The organism is Nocardia sp. NPDC059236 (genome assembly GCF_042754085.1).
In the GTDB taxonomy this organism is placed as follows: Bacteria; Actinomycetota; Actinomycetes; order Mycobacteriales; family Mycobacteriaceae; genus Nocardia.
In genome coordinates this window covers 149,036-164,262 of the sequence record NZ_JBHZAF010000015.1, presented here as the reverse complement: position 1 = coordinate 164,262, position 15,227 = coordinate 149,036, and the positions used below count along the sequence as shown (strand labels likewise).

The following is a 15,227-nucleotide window of genomic DNA, read 5'->3' as shown; positions in this document are numbered from 1 at the left end:
GGCAATCACGAGGAGGCATGCGAAATGCGCGACACCGTCGTTGTCGACAAGGACCCCGGCGCTGACATCGGACTCAGGCCCGTCCAGATCCCGGGGTCGCCGCTGATCAGCGGACCGTTCACGCATCTGGCCGCTGAGCGTGATCGCCTGGCGGGACTGCGCTGGCAGAACTTCGACGTCCATCAGGTCGGGTCGACGCTGGGCGCCTTCATCAGCGGGATCGACCTCCGCGTCGAACTGGCCGACGAGGTCGTCGCCGACCTGCGCCAGGCATTGCTGGACTACAAGGTGCTGTTCTTCCGGGACCAGCCGATCACACCCGACCAGCACGTGGCTTTCGCACGCCGATTCGGCGATCTCGAAATCCATCCCTTCATCCCCGCCAACACCGGCCAGCCCGAATTGGTCCGATTCGAGAAGAGCGCCCAGGTCGCAGGCTTCGAGAACACCTGGCACCACGATGTGACCTGGCGTGAAACGCCCTCGCGAGGCGCGATCCTGCATGCGATCTCGGTGCCCGCTGTCGGCGGTGACACCTTGTTCTCGGACATGTACGCCGCCTACGACTCGCTGGATTCCGATACTCGCGCCGAGATCGAAGAGCTCACCGCGGTTCACGACTTCACCCGCGCCTTCGGGCATGCCTTGTCCGAGGACCAGCGGGAGCAGATGCGGGCCAAGCATCCCGAGGTTCACCACCCGCTGGTGGCCACCCACCCCGAGACCGGACGCAAGCATCTCTACGTCAACCGGATCTTCGTCGAGCGGATCGCGGGCCTGAGCCCCGACGCGAGCAGCGCGCTGCTGGATCGGTTGTGCCGGCAGGCCGACTACCCAGAGCATCAGGTGCGGCTGCAGTGGGAACCGGACACCATCGCGTTCTGGGACAACCGGGCAGTTCAGCACTACGCGTCGAGCGACTACTGGCCGCAGATTCGTGTGATGGAACGCGCCTCGATCGTCGGGGACCGGCCGAAGCTATGAACTCCTGCGGCGGTACCGCCCGCTTCGGCCGGTGCTGCCGCCCAACCGTGAACGCCGCTGGGCCCGCGTGCGCGGTGTGTGCCCAATGACCAGAGGCACCATGGCCTCGATAGAAGACCTGTCCGTCCGACAGGAAGCCGACGGTCGCCCGAGAGCGTTGTCGCCGTAGGCGACCGCGTGACGCTTGCCCGGCAGGAACAACACCGGTATCCACCGGCGTGCCGTTGGCCCCGAGTCGTGTGGCGAACCCGGCTAACTGTTCGGCGGGCATCAGCTCGTCGCTCGAGCTGAGCAGCATCGGCCGGGGCTTACCCGCACAGGTGTGCCGTGCAGGCGATGCCGCGCGTACGCGGGGCCGCCGGTGACCGCGGGCGCCGGTGTCGTCGTCGGCCCGACATCGTCCACCCAGTCCATGCCGCCAGTGTCGTGAAATGTCATTCCACCAGTGGACTATCGCATTGGATCCAGGATCGCAGAGAAGCGAGCACCAGCCAAAATGCCCATTTCCAACCAGGGCCACCCTTCGACCTTGTGCAGCGCTGATACCGACACCGGGCCGCCACTACCGGTCGCTGACCCCGGCGGCCCGATCGACTACCGGTTCAGCCTGGCTAACGAGCGCACATTCCTGGCGTGGATCCGCACCGCACTGGGACTTCTCGCCGGTGGCGTCGCTGTCCAGACGTTGACCCAGCAGTTGCCCAACGTCGGGCTCAGGCGAGCGATCACTGCGACGTGTGCCGCTCAGGCGGTGCTGATCGCCGCGGCTGCCCACCGGCATTGGCGGCAGGCCGAGACGGCCATGCGCCGCGGGGAAGAACTGCCACCCCCGGCGCTGATGCCGTTCCTCGCCGCGACCGTCGCCGTCGTCGCGATCCTCACCACCACCTCGGTGCTGGTGTCGTGACCGCCCGCGCGCCGCGATGGCCCCCCGACCCCGGGCTTGCCGTCGAACGCACAGCGCTCGCGTGGCGGCGAACCACGCTCTCGGCGGCCGTCGCGCTGGCGGCATCAGTGCACGCGGCCCTCACGACAGCACCGGGCCCGCTCTCGGCTTACGCAACCGCGGCCACCGCGGCGCTGACGGTCGCGGCGATCGCGATCTGCGCCCAGCGACGCACACGGCAACTGCGGCAACGGCAGCCGCGCAGCATCGGTGCGCTCACCGTCGCCGTCGCCGTCGCCACCTTTGCTGCCCTCACCGCGCTCGTAGCTCTGCGTGTGGCGCTGTGAGGGCAGCCTCTGAAGCAGACCTGCAGGGTCGGCCTCGGGGCTGCGCCACTAACCGACTGCGAGCTCACCGAAATTCTCCCGGGCCAACGATGTCGACGCGGATTTGAAGCGGCACACGGGGTCTGGCGACGGCGCACAGGCTCTCGGTCCGCGAATCAGGTTTGCGACAACGCGGGCGCTGGCAGGGGATCTCGGGTAGGCCACGGCGAATATCTCACGTCGACAAGGAATTCAACGCGAACTTGAGGCCGGCGATCGTGTTCTCGGCGCGGGACATGAAGTCGAGCGATTCGAAAAGCGCAAATCCACCCAAAATTATTCCACTTGTGCCATATTCGTCCTACTTAACTTGTGGAGTAGTTGAGTTCGTCGACGATATGAGCGTGCTGAACTTCGCCACTCGCTGCGCACCTATCCCGATAGCCGGGTTACCCGCAGCGTGATGTCACGCGTCTGTCATCTGTTGAATTCCCGAAAGGGGTTGGCAATGTCCACAACTCCCGCCATCGACCCGGCCGGCGCCGCTGATCCGCCGCAATCCCCCGAGGCGACCGGCCAGCCGTCGGGCGTTTCATGGGCCCGGATGCTCACGGCGGTGTTCCTCATCGTCCTGTTCAGCCAGAGCGCCCCGATCCAGACCATGATGGCCGCGACCGCGCTGGAGAAGATCGCGGCCTCGTTCCCCAACAGCGGCACCAATATCGCCTGGACGATCATCATGTCCGGCCTCGTCGGGGCCGCCGCCGCACCACTGATCGGCCGGATCGGTGACGTATCGGGGAAGAAGCCGACCTTGCTGACCTGCGGCGCGCTGTTCGCAGTGGGAAGCGTGGTCTGCGCACTTGCCGGCAGCTGGCCGGTCTTCCTGCTCGGCCGCTTCCTGCAATCATTTGCCGCCGCGAGCGTGGTCCTCGCCTACGGACTCATCCGGGATCTGCTGCCGCGCAAGCACAGGGTTCTTGGCTTCGGCGCGATCGCAGCCGGCTTCGGATTCGCCGCGGCCTTCGCCCCGGTGTTCGGCGGCTGGCTGACTCGAACCCACAGCTGGCAGGCGGCGTTCTGGATATCGCTGGCATTCATCACCGTGATGATCGCACTGGTCGTGGCGTCCGTACCGGATTCGAAACCGATTGCGCGACAGCGCCTCAGCGTCACCGGCGCGGCCCTGCTCACCCTCGGTGCCGCACTGCTGATCGCCTATATCGACCGGGGTCAGGTCTGGGGCTGGACCAAACCCGCGAGCATCGCAGCGCTGGCCGGCGGGCTGGCGTTGCTGGCGGTATTCGTTCTCGCGCAACAGCGGGCGCGCACGCCGCTCATCGATCCGCGTGTGTTGTTCCAGACGCGCTTCCGCCTGCTCCTGGCGGTGGGACTGCTCGCGTCGTGCATGATCGGCGTCCAGACCTACGCGATCACCTACATGGCCCGCACGCCCAGCCCGGACACGATCGAAAACGGTATTGTCACAAACACTCTCGCGAAGGTCGCCCAGGCCAGCGGAGTGCGCCTGCCACACGAAGCCGTGCAGGTTAGCCTCACCCCGGGCTTCAGCTACAGCAGCGGATTCAGTTCACACGACTACGCCTTGCGCATCGCCCTGCTCCAGGGCCTGATCACGATCGCCTTCGCCGTGATCGGCGCAATCCTCGCGCGCAAGGTCGGGGCCAGGCTCCTGTTGACGTCCGCGACAGCATTGTTCGCCATGATCGGCCTCGTCGAGGCCGTCGGACCACACACCTGGGACATCCTCACCCTCACCAACGCAGTCTTCGGACTGGCACTCGGGCTCTACTACACGGCTGCCGCAGTTCTCGTCGCCCAGACGGTCCCGCAGGAGCAGGCGGGCGTCGGCTTCGGTGTGTTCAGCCTGTTCCAGGGTGTGGGCATGGCCATCGGCGGCACCCTGGTCACCACTCTCGCCGCAGCCCACCCGATGTCGGCCAGTGTGCGAATCGCCGGACGCCCGCCGCAGCTCAACGTGATCCCCAAGGTATTCGGTGACCGCGGCTTCGAACTCGGATTCTGGTTCGCCACCGCGACCGCCCTGGCAGCGCTCGTCATCGCGCTCGCCGTGCGCCCTGACCGGACCCCGGCCACCGGCGACCCCGCCGTGTGAGACCAGCCGCCACGGCGAGAAAACCGAAAGCAGAGAAATCACCGATGAGCGTCGATAAGCCGATCGCGTCTCTGCCTGGTCGGCTATCGGCTGTGCTTGGGATCATCGAGGATGAAATGCCAAGAGTCTCTGCGCCTTATCGGATCGACGATGTCGGTGGCAACGAGGAGGGGTTTGACGCCGTACCGGACACGCTGTCACAGGGTGACGCTGAGCTCCTGCTCGGATACCTGCGGTCGGCTGCGTGCATCGTTGCGGCACCGGGCGCGATCGAGGATCCTTTCGAGCCCGGTAATCCGAATGCCCGTGTGCGCATCGGCTGGATGACCGACGGCGAATGGGTGTGGGAACTGGCATGGGAAGACTATGTCGAGTTTCGCCGTGTCGCTCCGCCGATCGACTTCATCGACCACGCCAAGCGGCACGGTTGGGTTGCCCCGGAGGTATCGGAACACCTCTTGTTGGAGATGGCGCGCCAGTTCGGGTTCGATCTCGCGAGCGATTCCGGCATGCTCGACGACTAGAACAGGAGCGGCGTCAGCGCTGTGTGCACGGCAAAGCTGTGGAACGCACTATTCTGCCGCATACCGCGCTGACCGAACCGGCCAGCGCGGGGTGCCGGCGGCTGGAACCCGCTGCGGCGCAGAACGTCCGCTACTGCCGATGACGGGATGTCGGGAAGATGCGAGTTCGACAAATATTCCGGTGCGCAGGTGAAGGAGCATATGGGAGGTTTGCCAGATGTCTCATGATCATGTCGCTGCAGGTGGATGTGGTTCTCGGCCGAGTGTGCGCATAGTGCACTTGAACCGCCGAACATACGAGGCGCTCGCCGATGGAGACCTTGTGGCGGCAAATGCGGCCAGCCCGGTCCCGCTGACGGCTCATTTCGCAGGACCCGATTGGCGACGGCTGTGGGTGATGAGGGGCGCGCAAGTCGAGGAAGAGCCAACCAGCGCAGGGTGGGTCACCGGTGTCATCTGGGACGAACAACAGCAACTTGCCGTGGGCAGGGCGGGCTTTCACGGGCTTCCCGACGCATCGGGGATGGTCGAGATCGGGTATGCCGTCGATCCAGCGTATCGACGACGCGGCTACGCACGCGCAGCGTTGGAGTGCTTGTTGCGGCGTGCTGCTCGCGAACCCCAGGTGAGAACGGTTCGAGTCAGCATCGGCCCCGACAACCTGGCTTCGTATCGGTTGGCATCGCAGTACGGCTTCGTTGAGGTCGGAGAGCAATGGGACAACGAGGATGGTCTGGAGATCGTCTACGAGGTCGCCGCAGATAAGTTGTAGGTCCTTGTAGCACTCGCTCATGCCGCATACCGAGCTGACCGAACCGGCCAGCGCGGGGCATCGGAAGATCAACGGGCAGAACGCCGTACGACCGCCGGCAGTGCGCGCTATTGCCGAAGCGCGTGCGCTACTGTTCTGGCCTTACGGGCCCGGAAACTCAAACCCTCTCATGACGGAACTACTCTGACCGAGCCGCAACGATTGCCTCGTCACGCGGATGAAGTGCTCCTGGGCGAGGTGTTGCTTGTCTCTAGCCGCGGCCCATTCGTCATCGTCGATCGGTGGCCGCTCCCGCTCGAATGTGGTGCGCATAACGGCGCCATCGGCGAGATGGAGTGCTTCGGCAGCCGACACGACTTTCCTTGGTGCGATGAGGCGAAGGCGAGTGAGCACGAGGGCTTGGGCGGAGTATGCCTCATCGGTTCGCGCTTGCATCTCCGTGCATACGCTGGCGTCGTAGCCTTCGACTCGGGCAATGCGCGCATACGCGCCGCGGCTGGCGAAACTGGCGTCCAGGTATTCCACGTAGGCATCGATAAGAGCCTCTCGCAACCACTTTCGGTTCTCGCGACGGCCCGATATGTAGAGAGTCATGCCTGCAAAGGCAGCTGCTAGCGATGCTGCCACTGCACTGATAACCGAAGGCACGACGGACATGCCAACCTCCGACGAGCAAGGGATGGTAACCAATAGATTCGCACGCTTGTGCCGCTTCCCGCGCTGACCGAACCGGCCACGGGGCATCGGAAGATCGATGGGCAGAGCGTCGTATGGCCGGCGGCAGTGCTCGCTCATGCTGATGTGAGATGAGTTGTGGTACAGGCCATCCGGAATGTTATGAGGTATGCCTTAGCTTGGTGAAAGACACCGCCTCGTGTTGCCTGGACCGTCTGTGACTTGCGTGGCGGTGATGTGCCCAGCGCCCAGGACGTCCTGCAGGCATTGAGCTTTCGACAGCGAGGTGGAGCATGAGCGAGACGACGGACAACCCCGATTCGATGCGGCGTACTGATGTACGCCACGAATCCAATTCGGCCGCAGCGGATGTGGCGGCGGGAGCACCGGTCGGGCCTGCCTCTCGAAGTGCTGCCGATGCGACCGACACCGGGCTTGGTCGGTCTGGTTCGGTCTGCATCACCGATTCCGGGTCACGCGCACCCGGTCACGTCAGCGAATTCGGCCGGGGCTCCGGGTGGACGGGGGCGAAGCACGACGCGAAAGGCGCTGTGGGCGGGGCAATTGCGGGTGGGAGTGCGGATGAGCGGCGGTTGGCTTGGGTGTATTTGTCGCGGGTGGTGGAGGGGCCCTGTGCGGCGTTGTCGGCGTTGATCGGGTCGGTGGGGGTGGTGGAGGCGGCGCGGGCGGTGCGGGAGTGTGCATTGCCCGAGGTGTTGCGGGGGCCTACGGAGCTGCGGCGGGGGATCGACCGGGCGGAAAGGGATTTGGCGTATATCGAGCGGTTGGGTGGGCGGGTGGTGACGCCGGACGATGCGGAGTGGCCGGCCTGGCGGATGCTCGGGCTGGGGCAGTTGGATCCGGCGCAGGATGCGGATGCGGCTGTGCCGCTGGTGTTGTGGGTGCGGGGGCCGCGGTCGCTGCTGGAGACCACCGAGCGGGCGATCGCGGTGGTGGGGGCGCGGTGCAGCACCGGGTACGGGAATCATGCGACCGGCGAGATCGCCGGTGAGCTCGCGGCGCGGGGGTGGACGATCGTGTCCGGGGCAGCGTTCGGGATCGATGGGATGGCACACCGGGCCGCGCTGGCCGTCGGCGGTATGACGATCGCCGTGCTCGCCTGCGGTCCGGATCGGCCGTATCCCGTGCAGCACGATCAGCTGCTGGCCGAGATCGTCGATACCGGTCTGGTCGTCACCGAGTACCCACCCGGTACCTCCGCGCGCAAACACCATTTCCTGGCCCGCAATCGGCTGATAGCGGCATTCGCGGACGGTGTCGTGGTGGTGGAGGCCGGGATGCGCAGCGGGGCGCGCAACACGGTGAAATGGTGCCGCCGGCTGGGCCGGCCCGCGATGGCCGTTCCAGGCCCGGTCACCTCGGCCGCCTCGGTCGGCTGCCACCGCATGATCCGCGAGGGCGAAGCCTTCATCGTCACCCGCGCCGAGGACATCCTCGACGAAGCCGGGCCGCTGCGCCTGTCCCTGCCGGGCGCGGTCCCACCCAGCCCGGAGGACAATCTCTCCGGCGACGAGGCCCTGGTCTTCGCCGCCCTCCCCAGCACCGGTTCCCGCCTCCCTCGAGGCTTGGCCGCCGACACCGGCCTCCCATTGCCCGCGGTCCGTGCCACTCTGTCCGCACTGGAGATCGCGGGCTTGGTCGCCTGCGATGGCAACGGCTGGTACCGCACGAACCCTCCCACGACCTCAACTACCACCGCGATCGTCGCCGCCCATGAACAACATCGGTGATTGCTGTGATCCAGCTGGTTCGGATCTGCAAAAGGCGGTGGGCGACGGCACTGAGCTATCTGGTGTTTGTCGTGTGTCGTGTTGTTCGGTGCGTGCTGCTGTTCGGAAAGAGCTGAGAACGAGTTGGTGGATCTTGTTGGTGTGTCGGCTATTCGGGCTGTTGTGTCGTGCCGGGGATGCCGGGTTTTGCGAGTTGCGCCGCCAGCTCGGCTACAAGATCCGCCGTCATGGGGGCAAGCTGGTGGTGGCGGATCGGTTCTATCCCAGTTCCAAGACCTGCTCGTCGTGTGGGTTGGTGAAAGCCGAACTGGCCCTGTCCGAGCGGGTGTTCGTGTGCGATCGGTGCGGTCTCGTGCTGGATCGTGATCTCAACGCCGCCAGGAACTTGGCGGTGTTGGCGTCCACGCAGGGTTGCGGCGGGACGATAAACATGCCCGATGGAAACCATGTCAGACCCGGTTCGCCGGGCAGTGGTATCGCCACGGGAAGACCCGAAACTGCGGTTGCGGGCCAACCCTGTCCGAGCAATCGGGTGGGCCACGCAGGACGACACTCTGCGTGAACGGTGCTTGATATGTGACGGGATTCGGGTCAGCGTGGACGGATGAGTGAGCTGCCCGAGGATTTGGAAGCATTGCTGGCCGAGTACGGGCGGCACTTGCGGTTGGGGCGGAATCGGTCGGAGCATACGGCGCGGGCGTATGTGGGCGATGCGCGCGGGTTGCTGGAGCATTTGCTGGGGCGGGCGGTGGATTCCGGTGTGGGGGAGGTGGATCTGGCGTTGCTGCGGTCGTGGCTGGCGGCGCAGGCGGCGGCGGGCGCGGCGCGGACCACCATGGCGCGGCGGGCCTCGTCGGCTCGGACGTTCACGGCCTGGCTGACACACACGGGGCGGCTGGCGGTGGATCCGGGGCCGCGGCTGGGGTCGGCGCGGGCGCATCGGGTGCTGCCGTCGGTGCTGGGGCGCGAGCAGGCGCAGGCGGCCATGGCGGCGGCGGAATCAGGTGCGGCGCAGCATGATCCGATGGCCTTGCGGGATCGGCTGATTGTCGAGATGCTGTACGCGACCGGGGTCCGGGTGAGCGAGCTGTGCGGGCTCGACATCGAGGATGTGGATCGGGAACGGCGGCTGGTGCGCGTGCTGGGCAAGGGGAACAAGGAGCGGGCGGTGCCGTTCGGCGTGCCCGCCGAGCAGGCACTGGACGGCTGGCTGCGGTTCGGCCGGGCCGCCTTCGCCACCCCGGAGTCGGGGCGTGCGCTGCTGTTGGGCCGGCGGGGGCGCCGGATCGACCAGCGGCAGGCCAGAACGGTTGTGCACGAGGTGGTTTCCGCCATTCCGGGTGCACCAGATATGGGCCCGCACGGTTTCCGTCATACCGCCGCGACCCATCTGCTCGAGGGCGGGGCCGATTTGCGGGTGGTGCAGGAGATTTTGGGTCACGCCAGCATGGCCACCACACAGCTGTACACCCACGTGTCGATCGATCGGCTCAAGAAGGTGCACGACCAAGCCCACCCGCGCGCCTGATCGGCATGCGAATCCCCGACTCGGCCGAACTGCTGCCTGGTGCTGCCGATTCGCCTGTGGTGCTGCATGTTCCGCACTCCGCCCGCACGATTCCCGCCGCTGTCCGCGCGGAGCTGCTGCTCGATGACGCGGCGCTCGACCGTGAGCTCGACGCCATCACCGACGCCCATACCGCGCGGCTGGCCGGCGCGGCCGCGCGCCTGTCGCCCACCCGGCCATGGCAATTCGTGAACCGGCTGTCCCGGCTGGTCGTCGATCCGGAGCGTTTCCCGGACGAGCGCGAGGAGATGCTCGCGGTCGGCATGGGCGCGGTGTACACCGCCACCACGGACCGGATGCCGTTGCGGGCGGGCGATTTCGATCCCGCACCTTTGCTGGACCGCTATTTCTACCCCTATGCGCAGGCCATGACGGATCTGGTCGCCGATCGGCTGTCGGCGACCGGCCGTGCGGTGATCATCGACGTCCACTCCTACCCGGCTCGGCCCCTGCCCTATGAGCTGCACGGCGACGCACCACGTCCGCCGATCTGCCTGGGCGCGAATGCCTTTCACACGCCGCCCGAACTGCTCACCCATGCGGCGGGGGCCTTCGTGGACTTCGGTGGCGTCGGCGTCAACAGCCCGTTCGCGGGAACCTATGTGCCGCTGGACTTCTACGGCACCGAACCCCGCGTCACCGCGCTGATGGTGGAGATCCGCCGCGACCTGTACCTGTCCGAACCCGCCGGCCCGCCCGGTCCCGGAATCGATCGCCTGGCCGCCGCACTGGCCGCGCTCATTGCCGATATCCGGTGACCGACGGCCTATCGAAATACTATCGACGACCTATCGGAATTCATGCTAGCGTCACTTAGGTAATCCTAATTATGGAGGTGTCCTTTGGCACGCACACGCATCACGCTGGTGGTCCAGAACACGATCCGACTGACCGATCACCTGATCCGCGTCCGGCTGGGCGGCCCCGGCTTCGCGTCCTTCCAGCCCAACGACCGCACCGACGCCTACGTCAAACTGGTCTTCCCCGGTGCCGACGGCGACACTGTGCGCACCTACACCGTGCGCGGGGTGGATCGCGCGGCGCAGGAGCTCGCCATCGACTTCGTCTACCACGGCGACGAGGGCGTCGCCGGACCGTGGGCCGCCGCCGCCCAGCCGGGCGACACCATCGACCTGATGGGCCCGGGCGGCGCCTACGCCCCGCGTTCCGACGCCGACTGGCATCTGCTGGCCGGCGACGAATCCGCACTCCCCGCCATTGCCGCGGCCTGCGAGTCGCTGCCCGCCGACGCGGTCGGGCAAGTATTCGTGGAGGTCGCGGATCCCGCCGACGAGCTCGCCTTCGCACACCCGGAGGGCGTGGAGCTGACCTGGATTCACCGCGGCGAAAACGAACCGGGAGTGCGCCTCGCCACCGCCGTCCACTCCGCCCCCTGGCGTGACGGCCAGGTGCACGTCTTCATCCACGGTGAAGCACAGGCCGTCATGCACGACCTCCGCCCCTACATCCGCAAGGACCGCGGCGTCCCCGCCGACTGGGCATCCATCTCCGGTTACTGGCGGCGCGGCCGCACCGAGGAGGGCTTCCGCCGCTGGAAGTCCGAACTCGCCGAACGCGAAAAGGCCACCCCCGCAGCCCTTTAGCCGATCCACTCCTCCCGGCTCGGGTGTCCCCTGCGGCCCGCCGCATGCATTTGCGGCGGGCTCCTCGGGCACATCCCCAGCGTTCCCCGCAGCACATAACCGAGATCAACAATGCCGCTGTCGCAAGGCGCACAGCACGACGACGCGCGGCTCGCTGCGGGATGGGTCAGACGAATCCCATGTCGACGAGGTCGAATCTGTTGGGGCGGACCACATGCAGCTGCCCAGATCCGCCGACGACTCGGCACCAGCTTTCGACTGTCAGTTCCGGTGTCGCGCCCGGCTGGGACAGCTTGATGCTGAAGCCGCCGTACATTCCGGGCACGGTCATCCACATGAGCGGGGTTTCGGCCTCGGCGAGTGGACCGTGCTGGGGCAGTCGTAGCCGGGTTTCCGAGACGAAATCGTAGGTGCGGCCGGTGATTACGGCGTCAGCACGTATTCGAGTTGGTCGAGGTGTGGTTGCTGGACCGAGTGGCGGGGCTGTGGTGTGAGGATCGCCTCCAGGTGCATGTGTCCCCGCCGTGCCAGGCGCCCCCTCGGACAATGTGTTTCGGTCCCGGACGCCCCACCACCGCAGCGCCATACCCGAAACCGTAGCGGGTAGCGTCGATGATCATGACGAACCCATCCTCACTGCGTGAACGTCTGCGCGCCGCGCTGCCCGTGGCGATGAAGGCTCGCGATCGCAATGCCACCGCGGCGCTTCGTTCGGCGCTGGGCGCTATCGACAATGCTGAAGCTGTGGACGGTTCCGATGTTCGTGCCGGGGCCATCGAGTCCAGTGCTGTGGGGCTGGGCGCGGCTGAACGTGCCCGCCGGGACCTCAGTGAATCCGATATCGCCGGTATCGTGCGCGCTGAGATCGACGACCGTCTCACTGCCGCAGGGGAATACGATGCGCTCTCCGGTGGGGCGGACCGTGCCGCCTTGCTGCGCGCCGAGGCCGCTGCCCTCTCGGCTCACCTCGCGGATGGCTGAGGCCGTGCGCTTCAGCGTGGCCGGATGGTTCCGATGTAGCGGTGTGCGAACCAGCGTTGGATGAGTCGCACGATCGGGCCGCCGAGCCGGGTGTACCAGGCGCCCGGTTTCGAGAACGCGGCAATGAGCCCGTGGACCGAGCCGTCGGCGGGGTCGTATTCGACGCAGAACAACTCCTCACCGCTCTCGGGGTGGCCGGGGAGCGTCCCATAGGCGAAACCGCGCCGATCCGGCTCGTCGAGGACGTAGACGACCCGGCACGGCGCACTCACGCCGATCGGCCCCAGCCCGAGCCGCACGGTCAGCTCGGTTCCCGGCTCGGCTACCGGCGTGGTCGCGTTCTGGAAGATCCCGGTACCGCGCTGCATCCCGTACCCGAGAATGTGTTCGGCCGCCTGCTCGAACAGCGCTCGGCCCGAACCGATGTGCCTGCGTAGCCGGAAGGTGTCGTAGCCCGGCGGAAATTCAGCCGCGGTCGCGCCGACATCGGAGTAGGTGAAGGGCGCGGGTTTCTGCGACATGGTCACCATCCTCGCTCGGTTTCGAAGTTCACGTCCATCCGGCCGGGACGGCCCGGAATGTCGCCGGTGAGGGGCTTGAGCCGGATCGGAGTGCGGTGGAGCAGCCCGAGCGGATCGAGGTATTCGCCGTCCCGCCGCGCACCCCAGTGCAGGCATGGAGAGCAAGGTGGGTGTCCGGCCTCCAGCATCCCGATCGGTGTGCCGCGAGTCAGCCTGCGGCCCACGGGAATTGCCGCGGAGACGGGCTCGTAGGTCGTTCGGAGCCCGCCGGGATGGTCGATGGAGACAACCGGTTTGTCGGCCACGATTCCCGCGAAGACGACGATGCCGTCCCCGGCCGCGAGCACCACCTGCCCCCGATCGCCCGCCAAATCCACCCCCCGATGCCCCGGCAGCCAATCGTGTTCGGGCTTGTCGAAGGCGCGCACGACCCCTGGCCGCGGCCGCAGCGGCCAGTCGAAATCGCCGACGGGCGCAGGTGAACCGCCGGCAGCAGGCATGGCGGCGCACAGCCCGATCAAGCTCGTCGCGCACGCTCCGGCCACGACCCGGACGACCGTGCCGTATGGACCATGCCCACGCGATGCGAGCCGAAATCTGGTGTGCAGTCCGGGGGAAACGCCCGCGCCGGTGGCATTCGAAGCCGTCATGGACGGTACTGCTGAGACGTCGGCGTGCTGGGTGGGAGGCGGTGTTTCGGGCATGGGAATCAGCCTGCGCCGTGGTGGGGGCGGTGGGCGAGAGGGTGCGCGGCGAGTGTGGATGACACGACCGGTTGTGGACAGCGTGAATGTCAGTTGCTGGGTCGGGTCAGGGCGTAGTGGATCATCGGGCCGAGTACGCCCTGGACGGTTTCGTAGGGACGCATTCCCAGGCGCTCGACAACGGCTCGTGAGGCGGTGTTGCCTTCGTCGATTTCGGCGAGGACTCGATCCAGCCCGAGCGTGTCGAAGGCGTAGTCCAGGACCGCGGCTGCGGCCTCAACTGCCAGGCCGCGGCCCCAGCGGGCCGGGGTCAGGCTGTAGACGATCTCCAGGTCGGGGCCGCCGCCGAGTCCACGCAATCCAGCGGTGCCGAGCAGTGACCCGCCGTTCCTTTCTCGGAGCGCCCAGAGCCCGAAATTCACGGTGGCGAAACTATTTTCGGAATTCGTGATGATCCGGGTGACCTCATCGACGGAGAGCATTTCGCCGTCGAAGAGGAATTCGCGGACGAGCGGGTCATGCCACAGCGCCACGAGTTCGTCGCGATCGCTCGCGCACACCGGTGTGAGCGCCAGTCGCCCGGTTTGCAGCATTGCCCCACCGTAGGCCGCTGACCTGCGATTGCGCACCGAGTAACGCACACCCCTCGGGCCCGATTTCGGTCTGACGCCTCTGCTGCGTAAACTGATCCAGCGGTTTGCGTTAACGCAGACCGACTTCGCGCGCCCACAGTGAGTGTCGCCGGCTGGTCCCCCTGATTCGTTTTCGGAGGGTTCCGGTGGCCGTGAGCGCCAGGGCAGGGATCGCCGATTCCTGTGTCAACCAGCAACGAGAGGAAGTTACGGAGCCATGGCTGTCGTAACAATGAAGCAGCTGCTCGATAGCGGCGCGCACTTCGGTCACCAGACCCGCCGGTGGAACCCGAAGATGAAGCGGTTCATCTTCACCGACCGCAACGGCATCTACATCATCGACCTGCAGCAGACGCTGACCTACATCGACAAGGCCTACGAGTTCGTCAAGGAGACCGTGGCCCACGGCGGCACCGTTCTCTTCGTCGGCACCAAGAAGCAGGCCCAGGAGTCGATCGCCTCCGAGGCGACCCGCGTCGGCATGCCCTACGTGAACCAGCGCTGGCTGGGCGGCATGCTCACCAACTTCTCGACCGTCCACAAGCGGCTGCAGCGCCTGAAGGAGCTGGAGTCGATGGAGCAGACCGGCGGTTTCGAGGGTCGCACCAAGAAGGAAATCCTCATGCTGACGCGTGAGAAGAACAAGCTGGAGCGCACCCTGGGCGGCATCCGGGACATGGCCAAGGTTCCCTCGGCCATCTGGGTTGTCGACACCAACAAGGAGCACATCGCCGTCGGTGAGGCTCGCAAGCTGAACATCCCGGTCATCGCGATCCTGGACACCAACTGCGACCCGGACCTGGTCGACTACCCGATCCCGGGCAACGACGACGCGATCCGCTCGGCCGCGCTGCTGACCAAGGTCGTCGCCTCCGCCGTCGCCGAGGGCGTGCAGGCTCGTGCCGCGCGTGCCACCGGCGATGCGAAGCCCGAGGCCGGCGCCGGCGAGCCGCTCGCCGAGTGGGAGCAGGAGCTGCTGGCTCAGGCCACCCCGGCCGCCGAACCGGAGACCGCGGCCGAGGCCGAGCTGAAGGAAGAGCCGGCCCCCAAGAGCCCGGCCGACTTCTGATTTCCAGCCGCGAGGCATCTGTTCACCTTGCCGACCGCTCATGTTCCATGACGGTCGGCAAGGTGTGACCCCCACAGACTTTCACTCACAAAGG

The 15,227-nt window shown here is 66.7% G+C and carries 18 protein-coding genes and 1 pseudogene; 14 read left to right on the top strand and 5 right to left on the bottom strand.

Annotated features, from left to right (window positions below):
* Window positions 1–24 precede the first annotated feature (24 nt).
* The 6 genes from ACFXIV_RS32970 (at window position 25) to ACFXIV_RS32945 (ending at window position 5,629) form a co-directional block, all read left to right on the top strand.
* Window positions 25–984, top strand: coding sequence for a TauD/TfdA dioxygenase family protein (locus tag ACFXIV_RS32970; RefSeq protein ID WP_379401157.1), 960 nt, complete (start codon window positions 25–27; stop codon window positions 982–984).
* 529 nt (window positions 985–1,513) lie between these two features.
* Window positions 1,514–1,891 carry a YidH family protein gene (locus ACFXIV_RS32965; RefSeq protein ID WP_379401158.1) on the top strand — a complete coding sequence of 126 codons (378 nt, stop codon included), beginning with the start codon at window positions 1,514–1,516 and terminating at the stop codon, window positions 1,889–1,891.
* Window positions 1,888–2,217, top strand: coding sequence for a DUF202 domain-containing protein (locus ACFXIV_RS32960; RefSeq protein WP_379401159.1), 330 nt, complete (start codon window positions 1,888–1,890; stop codon window positions 2,215–2,217). The genes ACFXIV_RS32965 and ACFXIV_RS32960 overlap by 4 nt, the downstream gene beginning before the upstream one ends.
* Window positions 2,218–2,704: 487 nt before the next feature.
* On the top strand, window positions 2,705–4,333 hold the full coding sequence (locus ACFXIV_RS32955; protein WP_379401160.1) for an MFS transporter: 1,629 nt from the start codon (window positions 2,705–2,707) through the stop codon (window positions 4,331–4,333).
* Between the two features lie 44 nt (window positions 4,334–4,377).
* Window positions 4,378–4,857, top strand: coding sequence for a hypothetical protein (locus tag ACFXIV_RS32950; protein WP_379401161.1), 480 nt, complete (start codon window positions 4,378–4,380; stop codon window positions 4,855–4,857).
* Window positions 4,858–5,179: 322 nt separating this feature from the next.
* On the top strand, window positions 5,180–5,629 hold the full coding sequence (locus ACFXIV_RS32945) for a GNAT family N-acetyltransferase (protein WP_379401162.1): 450 nt from the start codon (window positions 5,180–5,182) through the stop codon (window positions 5,627–5,629).
* 141 nt (window positions 5,630–5,770) lie between these two features.
* On the opposite strand, the gene ACFXIV_RS32940 is transcribed toward ACFXIV_RS32945, so the two are convergent.
* Window positions 5,771–6,286 (bottom strand): hypothetical protein, encoded by a 516-nt coding sequence (locus ACFXIV_RS32940; protein ID WP_379401163.1) that lies wholly within the window; start codon window positions 6,284–6,286, stop codon window positions 5,771–5,773.
* Between the two features lie 228 nt (window positions 6,287–6,514).
* Between ACFXIV_RS32940 and ACFXIV_RS32935 the strand changes: the two are divergent.
* The 6 genes and pseudogenes from ACFXIV_RS32935 to ACFXIV_RS32910 form a co-directional block, all read left to right on the top strand.
* Window positions 6,515–6,601 (top strand): annotated as a pseudogene (locus ACFXIV_RS32935) (hypothetical protein); the annotation flags it as partial.
* A gap of 296 nt (window positions 6,602–6,897) precedes the next feature.
* Window positions 6,898–8,055 (top strand): DNA-processing protein DprA, encoded by a 1,158-nt coding sequence (gene dprA / locus ACFXIV_RS32930; RefSeq protein ID WP_379401164.1) that lies wholly within the window; start codon window positions 6,898–6,900, stop codon window positions 8,053–8,055.
* Entirely contained in the window at window positions 8,039–8,617 is a 579-nt protein-coding gene (locus ACFXIV_RS32925) for a zinc ribbon domain-containing protein (RefSeq protein ID WP_379401165.1), read from the top strand. The genes dprA and ACFXIV_RS32925 overlap by 17 nt, the downstream gene beginning before the upstream one ends.
* Before the next feature lie 42 nt (window positions 8,618–8,659).
* Complete coding sequence (locus ACFXIV_RS32920) at window positions 8,660–9,583, top strand: tyrosine recombinase XerC (protein ID WP_379401166.1); 924 nt, start codon at window positions 8,660–8,662, stop codon at window positions 9,581–9,583.
* A gap of 5 nt (window positions 9,584–9,588) precedes the next feature.
* Window positions 9,589–10,380: an N-formylglutamate amidohydrolase gene (locus ACFXIV_RS32915; protein WP_379401167.1), complete on the top strand. Its 792-nt coding sequence runs from the start codon at window positions 9,589–9,591 to the stop codon at window positions 10,378–10,380.
* Window positions 10,381–10,464: 84 nt separating this feature from the next.
* Window positions 10,465–11,226, top strand: coding sequence for a siderophore-interacting protein (locus ACFXIV_RS32910; RefSeq protein ID WP_379401168.1), 762 nt, complete (start codon window positions 10,465–10,467; stop codon window positions 11,224–11,226).
* A 166-nt stretch (window positions 11,227–11,392) separates the two neighbouring features.
* Here the strand turns inward: ACFXIV_RS32910 and ACFXIV_RS32905 are convergent, their stop codons facing one another.
* A complete protein-coding gene (locus tag ACFXIV_RS32905) occupies window positions 11,393–11,557 on the bottom strand; it encodes a hypothetical protein (protein WP_379401169.1) in 165 nt (54 codons plus the stop codon).
* 287 nt (window positions 11,558–11,844) lie between these two features.
* Here ACFXIV_RS32905 and ACFXIV_RS32900 point away from each other — a divergent pair, with 287 nt between their 5' ends.
* The gene (locus ACFXIV_RS32900; protein WP_379401170.1) at window positions 11,845–12,207 is read left to right on the top strand and encodes a hypothetical protein; all 363 of its coding nucleotides are present in this window, start codon (window positions 11,845–11,847) and stop codon (window positions 12,205–12,207) included.
* A gap of 11 nt (window positions 12,208–12,218) precedes the next feature.
* On the opposite strand, the gene ACFXIV_RS32895 is transcribed toward ACFXIV_RS32900, so the two are convergent.
* The 3 genes from ACFXIV_RS32895 to ACFXIV_RS32885 all read right to left on the bottom strand — a co-directional run bounded on the left by ACFXIV_RS32895 (window position 12,219) and on the right by ACFXIV_RS32885 (window position 14,025).
* Window positions 12,219–12,728 carry a DUF1990 family protein gene (locus ACFXIV_RS32895; RefSeq protein WP_379401171.1) on the bottom strand — a complete coding sequence of 170 codons (510 nt, stop codon included), beginning with the start codon at window positions 12,726–12,728 and terminating at the stop codon, window positions 12,219–12,221.
* A 2-nt stretch (window positions 12,729–12,730) separates the two neighbouring features.
* Window positions 12,731–13,432 carry a M23 family metallopeptidase gene (locus ACFXIV_RS32890; RefSeq protein WP_379401172.1) on the bottom strand — a complete coding sequence of 234 codons (702 nt, stop codon included), beginning with the start codon at window positions 13,430–13,432 and terminating at the stop codon, window positions 12,731–12,733.
* A gap of 89 nt (window positions 13,433–13,521) precedes the next feature.
* Complete coding sequence (locus ACFXIV_RS32885; protein WP_379401173.1) at window positions 13,522–14,025, bottom strand: GNAT family N-acetyltransferase; 504 nt, start codon at window positions 14,023–14,025, stop codon at window positions 13,522–13,524.
* 256 nt (window positions 14,026–14,281) lie between these two features.
* Here ACFXIV_RS32885 and rpsB point away from each other — a divergent pair, with 256 nt between their 5' ends.
* Window positions 14,282–15,133, top strand: a complete 852-nt coding sequence (gene rpsB, locus ACFXIV_RS32880) for a 30S ribosomal protein S2 (protein ID WP_379401174.1) — start codon at window positions 14,282–14,284, stop codon at window positions 15,131–15,133.
* Window positions 15,134–15,227 lie beyond the last annotated feature (94 nt).

Coding starts and splice junctions, on each gene's coding strand:
- ACFXIV_RS32970 (WP_379401157.1), top strand. CDS start 25: ATGCGCGACACCGTCGTTGTCGACAAGGACCCCGGCGCTGACATCGGA.
- ACFXIV_RS32955 (WP_379401160.1), top strand. CDS start 2,705: ATGTCCACAACTCCCGCCATCGACCCGGCCGGCGCCGCTGATCCGCCG.
- ACFXIV_RS32950 (WP_379401161.1), top strand. CDS start 4,378: ATGAGCGTCGATAAGCCGATCGCGTCTCTGCCTGGTCGGCTATCGGCT.
- ACFXIV_RS32940 (WP_379401163.1), bottom strand. CDS start 6,286: ATGTCCGTCGTGCCTTCGGTTATCAGTGCAGTGGCAGCATCGCTAGCA.
- ACFXIV_RS32925 (WP_379401165.1), top strand. CDS start 8,039: ATGAACAACATCGGTGATTGCTGTGATCCAGCTGGTTCGGATCTGCAA.
- ACFXIV_RS32920 (WP_379401166.1), top strand. CDS start 8,660: ATGAGTGAGCTGCCCGAGGATTTGGAAGCATTGCTGGCCGAGTACGGG.
- ACFXIV_RS32915 (WP_379401167.1), top strand. CDS start 9,589: ATGCGAATCCCCGACTCGGCCGAACTGCTGCCTGGTGCTGCCGATTCG.
- ACFXIV_RS32905 (WP_379401169.1), bottom strand. CDS start 11,557: ATGACCGTGCCCGGAATGTACGGCGGCTTCAGCATCAAGCTGTCCCAG.
- ACFXIV_RS32900 (WP_379401170.1), top strand. CDS start 11,845: ATGACGAACCCATCCTCACTGCGTGAACGTCTGCGCGCCGCGCTGCCC.
- ACFXIV_RS32895 (WP_379401171.1), bottom strand. CDS start 12,728: ATGTCGCAGAAACCCGCGCCCTTCACCTACTCCGATGTCGGCGCGACC.
- ACFXIV_RS32890 (WP_379401172.1), bottom strand. CDS start 13,432: ATGCCCGAAACACCGCCTCCCACCCAGCACGCCGACGTCTCAGCAGTA.
- ACFXIV_RS32885 (WP_379401173.1), bottom strand. CDS start 14,025: ATGCTGCAAACCGGGCGACTGGCGCTCACACCGGTGTGCGCGAGCGAT.
- rpsB (WP_379401174.1), top strand. CDS start 14,282: ATGGCTGTCGTAACAATGAAGCAGCTGCTCGATAGCGGCGCGCACTTC.